This window comes from Acinetobacter sp. GN11, assembly GCF_054823985.1.
In genome coordinates this window covers 1-9302 of the sequence record NZ_JRVL01000055.1, presented here as the reverse complement: position 1 = coordinate 9302, position 9302 = coordinate 1, and the positions used below count along the sequence as shown (strand labels likewise).

Here is a 9302-nt window from a genome sequence, read left to right as displayed (position 1 = left end):
ATTTTAGTCCTAATGATAATTTTTCAATTAATGAAGAGTGGTTGTCACAATATGAAAATATTTTAATTAAAGAATGAATTTCTTCCTTACAAGGTATATCTACAGTAAGAGTAAGCAAAAAAGCTTTCATATAAAATAAAGTGTTCTTTTCAACTTCTGGAAAGCTAACGTATCCCGAAAAAACTCTCCTATTAACTCCACTTTGGTTATAAATAACATCATTTTTATTACCATCAGCAGGAAAAATAATATCTTTATTTAATTTAATATAACCCACATAGTTATAGGCTGTAATATTAATTTCATCTTCATTCATATTAAACACCTACAACCCATCAATATAGAATAATTTTAATCCCCACCCTTAATATAAACCCTATTAAGTAATGGAGAAACACCTAGTTTTTCTTCTACTACCCAATTCCAAACATCATCCTCTTTTAATTTATCCAAAATATAAATGGATACTATTTCATTTCCAACTTTATAGAGCTCTTTACTTATAGCCTTTTCTTTTTCATTAGTAAAAACTATATCTTGAAATATTTCTTTATCAGTTCCATTTACTTTAATTGTAATCATGGTACTTCCATCTATAAATGGATTTTCTTCATTTATTTCAACTATTAACCCTCTAACATAGTAATTTTCTATATTACCATTTTCGATATTTCCCCACCATTCAGCTGCTGCATATAAACCATTGTCACCCTTAAGCCCCATAGTTGTTCCCTTATCCAACGTAGTTTGTTGTATATTTTTGATATAATTTTCATCCATCAATATTGAAGAAGATGACCTTAAATCAAAAACCAACTTATATCCTTGCTCAAGTAGATTTATATCTTCTATTTTTATCATTTTAATATTCTCCTACCCCTTACTTATTATACTGATTTTACATCATTTACCATTTTCAAATTTCCACCTAACACTCTATTTATTATAAAAAAATAGGACTTAATAAAAGCCCTATTTCGATAGAACAATATACTCAATCCTTCACTTCAGCCAACAACGTTTCAGCTGCAAGTTTGCCTAAATTATTAGAAGCAAGCGGACTATCACCTGTTAACAATTTACGGTCTCTATGACATTGTCCGGTAATACCCTTATTTAAAATTTCCACACCGAGTTTTTCAAGGTTTTCACCAACTAACCAAGGTAACGCACCCGGCATATAGCCAATATCGATATTCGCCCCTGCATCTAGAGCATAAGGGAATACACAAATTTGATAACCTTTGAAAATATAGTTTTCAGGCGCTTCGTCTACAGCCGCAGCCAATAATGCAGCAGGCCCATGACATAAAGTAATAATAAATTTATCTTGTTCAACTGCCCATTTAAGGACTTTTTTTACTTCAAGGCTATGTGGAATCTTAGCTAATGCACCATGCCCACCCGGAATAAAGACAGCCGCATAAGGTGAATTTTCCCCTACTACATTTTCTAAAATATCTGAGAGTTTCAGAGGATTTTTTAACTTGTCTGCATATTTTTGAAAAGTGTCTAATACAACCTGTTCTTGCTTTGGCATCGCCCACATTTCAAGCTTAGCTGGATTACCTGAAAGTGTCGCAACATCAATTTCAAAGCCAGCATTATCTAAATGAAACATCGGTAAAAGCATTTCAACAGGATGATTCCCAGTAGAAAAAAACTTGCCGTTTTGCATTTGAATATAACGTTCATCGGTTGCAATCACTAAGATTTTTTTACTGCCCGTATACGGCGTTGAGTATGTAGTTCCATCGTAATCTGTTTTTGGAGCAGTATATTGACTCAGTGAATAAGGTGATGGGAAAAAGGCATTATCTTCAGCCAAATCTGGAGTAGGATTTTTATCATCAATATTTGCGGTATTCATTGTTACTATCCTTTTTCATCAGTATGGAAAGAAATAATAAATTAAGAGCCAATTCTTATTTCTTACTCAATTTATAGGTGAAGTCATAGAACTGGTGCAATCTGCCAATAGAATTTGGCAATTTTTATAGAGAAATAGGCAGAGTTTTAAATTATAAAATTTAGTTTAGGCGAACCTGTCGTTCACCTAAACTTTAGTGATTACAGCTTTACGCATTCATTTCTAAAACGATCTTTCCGATGTGATCACCCTGCTCCATACATTCATGAGCACTTTGTACATCTGAAAAAGCATACGTTTTATAGATTTGAGGTAAACACTTACCTTGTGCCAGTAATGGCCACACATGCTCATGCAAAGATTGGGCAATTTGTGCTTTTTCTTCACTAGTACGCGCTCGCATCGTTGAACCCGTAATCGTGGCACGCTTTAAAATCAATTTTTGTAAATCAAATTCTTTTGCGATTCGACCACCCATAAAACCAATAATGACAAGTCGACCATCACGTTTTAATAGATTTAAATTTTTCTGGAAATAAGAGCCACCCACAATATCCAAAATAACATCAACACCTTGATCTTGTGTTTGTTTTAAAATTTCCTGCTCAAAATCTTGGGTTTTATAGTTAATTGCTATGGTCAAATTAGAGAGTGCCTCAACTTTATCTTCGCTTCCAACCGTAGCAAAAGTTTTAATCCCTAAAGCATTGCAAATGGCTAAAGCAGTGGTGCCAATGCCACTAGCCCCTCCGTGAATCAATGCTGTTTCATTTGCCTTTAAACGTCCGATATCAAACAGATTGGCCCAAACTGTGAAGAACGTTTCTGGAATGGCAGCGGCTTGAGTAAACGATAAATTTTCAGGTATTGGTAATACTTGTGTCGCAGCAACTGCACAGTACTCTGCATAGCCACCACCGTTTGTTAAAGCACAAACTTTATCTCCGACTTTGAACTGTTGCACTTGGTCACCTACCGCAACCACCACTCCAGCAACTTCTAGTCCCGGTATTTGAGTAACACCTTTAGGCATTGGATATAGCCCCATACGCTGTAACACGTCAGGGCGGTTAATTCCCGCAGCCTTTACTTCAATCAAGACTTCATCTGTTTGAAGTACTGGAATATTAGCCTCTTGAACTTTTAGAACCTCAGGTCCACCTGGAGCGGTAATTTCAATAATTTTCATAGTGGTTGGAAGGGTCATTTATATGCTCCATGTTTGATTTATATTTTAAAAACACTGATCTAAGTTAAATAATCGAAGACTTAGGTGGAATTCCAAACAGTCGTTTAAATTCTCGACTAAATTGTGAGGCACTGACATAACCGACTTCATAGGCTGCTTCTGCTACGCCCATTTTATTGTTCATGATTAACTCACGTGCCTTATGTAACCGAGTAATTTTGATGTACTGTAAAGGCGAATAATTCGTCACATTTTTAAAAGTCTGATGAAAAAGCGATATACTCATGCCCGCTTGTTTCGCCAACTCTTGAACCGTTAAGTTATGATAATAATCACGCTGAATAATTTCACAAATGGTGTAAATCACGCCATTTCGACTTGCTATAGCCGATAAACTCTCGATTAGATTTCCACCTGAGGCCTGCACTACACGATAAACCAATTCTCTTTTAACTTGCTCACCCAATATAAAAGTATCTTGTTTAGAGCGAAGTAAATTGAGCAATCTGAGAGCGACCTCTGAAATGGTCGCATTCATGTCAATCACTCTAAGCCCACAGCTTAATTTTAAATCTTCTGAGTGAGCATCTTCAGTAACCACTTGTTGCTGTTTATCCATTTTAGTAATGAGATCAGTCATCATTTGTGGTTCAAATTTTATTGCTATCGCTAGCATTGGTTCATTATTTTCAACAACAGTATCGCAATCAAACGGTATTGCAATCGAGATGAATAAGCACTGCCCTTGTTTAAATGGAAAGATTTCTTTACCAATATACCCTCGCTTTAATCCCTGTATCACTAAAACAATTGAGGGTTCTTGCAGCACTGCAACAGGAGGTGTGGAATGATCTACACGCATCAAAGTGATGTTAGAGATAAAAGTAGGATAGAGGCCTTCTGCTGGAGCCAAGTGCAAAAATGCATCGACCAAATGTTCTGTAAGATGATTTTGCGGCATAGTTTTATTGTGGCAAGTAATCTAATAATCAATATAACAATGAACCTAAAATGAAAACATCTGTCTTACGTTTACTTTGTATAAATAGGCAATTCAAATCAATTTTTAGGCATAAAAAAACCTAGAACATTCTAGGTTTTTCACTTCATCAGATTATTTAAGCCGATAAATTAAAGAACATTGCTGCAATCAAAATGATTACACCGAGTGCAATTCGATACCAAGCAAATACACGTAACGTATGACGCTCTACAAACAGCACCAATGCTTTTACAACAAACAATGCGGCAATAAAAGCAGCAACAAAACCTACCCCAATATTAATCATATTATCGGCGGTCAGTACGTCAGCATTTTTAACCAAATCAAAAGTTGCAGCGCCTAACATGGTTGGCATAGCAAGGAAGAAAGAGAATTCTGTAGCTGCTTTACGTGACAAGCCCGCAAACATTCCGCCCACAATTGTTGCACCTGAACGTGAAGTTCCTGGAATCATGGCAACACATTGAGCAAGTCCGACTAAAAGTGCTTGTTTAAAAGTAATTTTGGTTGCATCGAGTGTCTTATGTTCAAATTGTCTAGATTCAACCCAGAAAATAATAAGTGCCCCGACAATTAAGGCAATCGCCACCACAATTGGGCTGAATAAAACACTTTTAATAAAGTCTACTGCCAAAACCCCAATAATAACTGCTGGGAAGAAAGCGATAAGCACACTGATAGCAAAATGACGTGATTCCACATCACCACTAAAGAAGCCTTTAATCAAGTTAACAATTTTTTGTCGGTATAACCAGCACACTGCCAAAATAGCACCTAACTGGATTACGACCTCAAATACACGACCGCCGTCTGAATGGAAATCGATAATATGACCAAATAAAATTAAATGGCCTGTACTCGAGATTGGTAAAAATTCAGTTAAGCCTTCGACAAAGCCTAAAAACAGTGCTTTTATAACTTCAAAATTTTCCATCACTTGCTCAAAAAGTTAATCACCAGAAAAGTCTAAAAATTTGTTTTATATCATGTATAAACCATAATTTTGGCCTAGTTCATGCCCAATATCAGATCATTTCTAGCATTTGTGGTTATTGCCCTTAGCAAAAGGCGGTTTATTTAAAGGGGAATAATGTATCACATCATCATGACAATCTTAGGTTAACTATCGTAAAAAGATGAACTTGGTTAAGAACTACAAAATTTCTCATTCTATAGCTAAAGATTTTTAAGCTTATTGCCCCTAAAAATGATCTTAAAAAGACATTATAAAAACATGATATTATTTTTCTTACATGCAACTCATATCAAAAATTCTATCTGAATGAAAAATACCAAAATTAATGCACGTCATCTTATTATCGATTTATTTCTTTCCTCTGCTTATCCTCAGCTCACCATTAAACAAATATTGATTGCCGCTAAACTCTTTAATATGAGTGACAACGGCATTCGTGTTGCGACGACTCGGCTATTAAATGAAGGCATGATAGAAAGTGTCGAGCGCGGTATCTATCAACTTTCGCCATCTACCAAAGACTGGGCAAAAGTCATTTTGAATCGTAAAAATGGCATTAAACAGACCAAAGAATGGCAACAGAATTATCTGGCGGTATTTACGGGTACTTTAGGTCGTATAGATCGGACCGCTTTAAAAAAGAGAGAACATGCTTTACGTCAATTTGGTTTTAGACAACTCGAAACTGGAATTTATATACGTCCAGACAATTTAGCTTATAGCTTTGAAAAAACATACGAAGAACTCAATTTAGCAGGCCTTGAAATTGAAGCCAAAATTTCTATTATTCAAAAATTTGACTCAAAAACAGTTTCGTTAATTCCTTCTTTATGGGATACGAAGCAGCTTGAAGAAAATTATGAGATGTATAGTCAAGATATCCAAGAATGGCTTTTGAATTATAAAAATTTATCCTTAAACGAGGCCGCCACTCAAGCTTTGTTATTAGGACGCGAAACGATTACCTTACTCATGAACGATCCTCTGCTACCCTCTCCATTTGTTAACGAACATGCCCGCAATCAGTTTGCTCAAAATGTACAGCAGCTCGATTCGATTGGACAAAAACTTTGGCAGAAACTTTATGAAAATGAATTAGCCCATTAAAGGTCGATTTATTTTTTTACAAACAAATATTACATTTTTTTAAATTTTATGATTATATTGGTAATATAAATATGGATACCAAAATCTGATTTGGGAGAATAAAAATGAACGCACAAGTCAGTGTGACCGATCTCTTTAGCAGAGAAGAAATACAGGAACTCACACAACCCTCAGATGCATATGGTGCTTGGGCTGTTGCAAGTACATGGGCTGTTATTGGTGGAACATTTGCCAGCTTAATCATGATGTGGGATTACTTACCGAGCAGGGGCAAATTACTTGCTTGTATGCTTGCCTTAGCAATATTGGCAGGTCGCCAGTTATGCCTAGCGATTTTGATGCATGATGCATCACATAAAAGCTTGTTCAAAAATAAAAAAATAAATGACTTTGTCGGTGAGTGGCTATGCGCCCGTCCCATCTGGAATGATCTACAAAAATATCGCGTACATCATGTTCGTCATCATGCAAAAACGTCTACTCCAGATGACCCAGACCTTTCTTTAGTTTCTGGTTTTCCTGTAAGCAAGAAATCGCTTACTCGTAAATTCTTACGCGACTTAACGGGTATGACGGGATTAAAGTTTAGCTTTGGTCGAATGTTAATGGATCTCGATTTAATGAAATGGACGGTTGCAAATGATCAAGTCTGGCTAGACCGAAGTAATAAAGACTTCGTTGACTATGCTAAAAGTATTATAAAAAACAGTAGCGGAGCCATTGCAACCAATGTAGCTCTTTATGGTGTCTTAAAAGCTTTTGGTCAACAACGGTTTTATTGGTTATGGCCTTTAGCTTACGTAACACCGTTTCCATTATTTTTAAGAATTCGCTCCATGGCCGAACATGCAGGAATGCAAACAAGTAATACAGCTCTGACGAATACCCGTACAACACGTGCAGGTTGGATTGCTAGAAGCTTTGTGGCCCCTATTCATGTTAATTACCACATGGAGCACCATTTAATGGCTTCGGTACCCTATTTCAAATTGCCGCGTATGCATCGTTTATTGAGAGATCGTGGACATGTTCCAGTACCACCGAGCTATTTTGAAGTGATTGAGTCACTTTCATCTAAGCCAGAAAAATCTATTTAATGAATTCAATTAATAAATCAAAGGCCATGAAGTTAAATTTGTGGTCTTTTAACTTAAATCATCCATCTTCTGTTTGGTTTGGAAATATTTAGGCGTAACACCCATCCAACGCTTAAACGCACGAGTGAAGTGAGAAGTCTCGGCATAACCCAGCATTAAAGCCACTTTTTCAATCGACATGTTATTTTGAGCTAAAAGTTTCTGAGCATGCTCTTTTTTCAGGGAGTCTACCAACAGTGTAAAACTAGTGTGATCAAAAGCTAAATAGCGTTGCAGGGTTCGCTCCGATATATTCATGATTTGAGCAACTTGCCCAACTTTCAATGCCTCAATCTCCCCATTCAAAAGCAATTTTTCAGCAACTTGTTTGACTTGCCCTTTCCAACCACTTTTTAACTTTAATTTCTCTATATCCCGCTTACATTGTGCATTTAACAACGGCGCTAGCATTGGGTCAGCCGTTAATACAGGCTGTGCTAAATACTCTTTTGGAAATATCCAACGATTACACTTTTGATTGAATAAACAAATAACACCTAGTTGATGACTTATTTGTGAAAAACCTATTGGTTCTGGCATTTTTAATTCAACTTTTCCTAAATGAGAAAGCTCTGTTAATTTTTTCGCAATTTGAACAAAACCGACTAACAAAAAAAAGTTGGCATTTGGGCTCAACTGAAATGCTTTTACGGGCTGATGAATTGACCAACATACATAATTGTTTTCTTGTTTTAATTCTGGTTTAAAAACCTCACAACGTGAGCCAATGAACTGTTCAAGTATTTTCAGCGCTTCTCCTAAATTTGGAGAAACTATAGCAGCCATTCCGACTGAACCATAACATGAAGCCGTCATGCTTAAAGCTAAATACCCAGCTAATGCTGGCTCGTTGCATAACTCGATGGCCCGTTCAATAAGCTGATTTAAGATGTTGAACTCAACATACCAGTAAGGCTTTTTTAATTGGTCTAAGGCTATTCCACTTCCATTTAAAAGCTGCTCACCAGAGATACCCCACCGCTTAGTAGTCTCAACTAATAAGTTAATATAAGTTCCGGGTAATTCTGGATTCATGAGTGACCCATTGAGCAAAATAAAATGGCGTGAAATGGTAAAAACTGTCAGTTCATGAACTATGCCATTCTTTTAAATTGATGCATAGTTATTCAAAACAAAATCCGCTGAATTGCACTAGACAGCACAATTTCTGAAAAGAATATAGGTCACCTTATGAACATTCTGATTGTCCATGCTCATCCAGAACCACAGTCTTTTACTGCCGCTCTAAAAAGTACAGCTAAACAAACCTTAGAAAAATTGGGACACACAGTAGAGATTTCAGATTTATATGCGATGAAATTTAACCCTGTTGCGTCCAAAGAGGATTTTTTAGAGCTCGACCAACCTGATTATTTTAACTATGCACTTGAGCAAAGAAAAGCCTGCAAAAATCAACTTCTAGCTCCTGATATTCAAGCAGAAATTGAAAAAGTAAAAAAAGCTGATTTAGTTATTTTAAATTTCCCACTTTATTGGACATCTGTTCCAGCAATTTTAAAGGGCTGGATTGATCGTGTGTTCGTCTCTGGCTTGTTTTATGGTGGTAAGCGGTTTTATAACCACGGCGGCATGGCAGGTAAAAAAGCGATGTTGTGCTTAACACTCGGTGGTAGAACACACATGTTTGGAGAGAACTCTATTCACGGCCCAATTGAAAATTATTTATCACCGATTCAACGTGGTACTTTGGCATATGCCGGTTTTGAAGTTTTACCGCCATTCATTGCTTATCACGTACCTTATATTAGCCAAGAAGCACGAGAAACCCTTCTCGAAGACTATGTAACCTACCTCACTCATCTAGACCAGCTTGAACCACTAGAATTTCCTAAGCTTGAGCAATTTGATGAAAAACTATACCCACTCTAACGCTGTGTTTTAGCTCTAAAGATAGAATAGTCGAATCTATCTTTATATTTTTGGTTATTCTCTATCATAGTCACTCCCAAGCAGGGAAATCAAAATCGCTCAAAAAATAGATCAAATGGTAAAAAAACTAA

The 9302-nt window shown here is 36.4% G+C and carries 10 protein-coding genes; 3 read left to right on the top strand and 7 right to left on the bottom strand.

Annotated features, from left to right (window positions below; genetic code table 11):
- The 6 genes from NL42_RS07315 to NL42_RS07290 all read right to left on the bottom strand — a co-directional run.
- A partial coding sequence (locus NL42_RS07315) for a hypothetical protein (RefSeq protein WP_461312278.1) occupies positions 1–316 on the bottom strand: 316 nt, incomplete at its 3' end.
- A 35-nt stretch (positions 317–351) separates the two neighbouring features.
- Complete coding sequence (locus NL42_RS07310) at positions 352–861, bottom strand: hypothetical protein (RefSeq protein ID WP_461312277.1); 510 nt, start codon at positions 859–861, stop codon at positions 352–354.
- Between the two features lie 133 nt (positions 862–994).
- The gene (gene hchA, locus NL42_RS07305; protein WP_461312276.1) at positions 995–1870 is read right to left on the bottom strand and encodes a glyoxalase III HchA; all 876 of its coding nucleotides are present in this window, start codon (positions 1868–1870) and stop codon (positions 995–997) included.
- Between the two features lie 208 nt (positions 1871–2078).
- Positions 2079–3077: an NAD(P)H-quinone oxidoreductase gene (locus NL42_RS07300; RefSeq protein WP_461312275.1), complete on the bottom strand. Its 999-nt coding sequence runs from the start codon at positions 3075–3077 to the stop codon at positions 2079–2081.
- 46 nt (positions 3078–3123) lie between these two features.
- Positions 3124–4020 carry an AraC family transcriptional regulator gene (locus NL42_RS07295; protein WP_461312274.1) on the bottom strand — a complete coding sequence of 299 codons (897 nt, stop codon included), beginning with the start codon at positions 4018–4020 and terminating at the stop codon, positions 3124–3126.
- Between the two features lie 157 nt (positions 4021–4177).
- Positions 4178–4996, bottom strand: coding sequence for an undecaprenyl-diphosphate phosphatase (locus NL42_RS07290; RefSeq protein ID WP_016137097.1), 819 nt, complete (start codon positions 4994–4996; stop codon positions 4178–4180).
- A 348-nt stretch (positions 4997–5344) separates the two neighbouring features.
- On the opposite strand from NL42_RS07290, the gene NL42_RS07285 reads away from it, so the two are divergent.
- Both NL42_RS07285 and NL42_RS07280 read left to right on the top strand, forming a co-directional pair.
- Complete coding sequence (locus NL42_RS07285; protein WP_461312273.1) at positions 5345–6145, top strand: PaaX family transcriptional regulator C-terminal domain-containing protein; 801 nt, start codon at positions 5345–5347, stop codon at positions 6143–6145.
- 104 nt (positions 6146–6249) lie between these two features.
- Positions 6250–7242, top strand: a complete 993-nt coding sequence (locus NL42_RS07280; protein WP_461312272.1) for a fatty acid desaturase family protein — start codon at positions 6250–6252, stop codon at positions 7240–7242.
- A 48-nt stretch (positions 7243–7290) separates the two neighbouring features.
- Here the strand turns inward: NL42_RS07280 and NL42_RS07275 are convergent, their stop codons facing one another.
- Positions 7291–8316 carry an AraC family transcriptional regulator gene (locus tag NL42_RS07275; protein WP_461312271.1) on the bottom strand — a complete coding sequence of 342 codons (1026 nt, stop codon included), beginning with the start codon at positions 8314–8316 and terminating at the stop codon, positions 7291–7293.
- Between the two features lie 156 nt (positions 8317–8472).
- Here NL42_RS07275 and NL42_RS07270 point away from each other — a divergent pair, with 156 nt between their 5' ends.
- Positions 8473–9171, top strand: coding sequence for an NAD(P)H-dependent oxidoreductase (locus NL42_RS07270; RefSeq protein WP_461312270.1), 699 nt, complete (start codon positions 8473–8475; stop codon positions 9169–9171).
- The last annotated feature ends 131 nt before the right edge of the window (positions 9172–9302 follow it).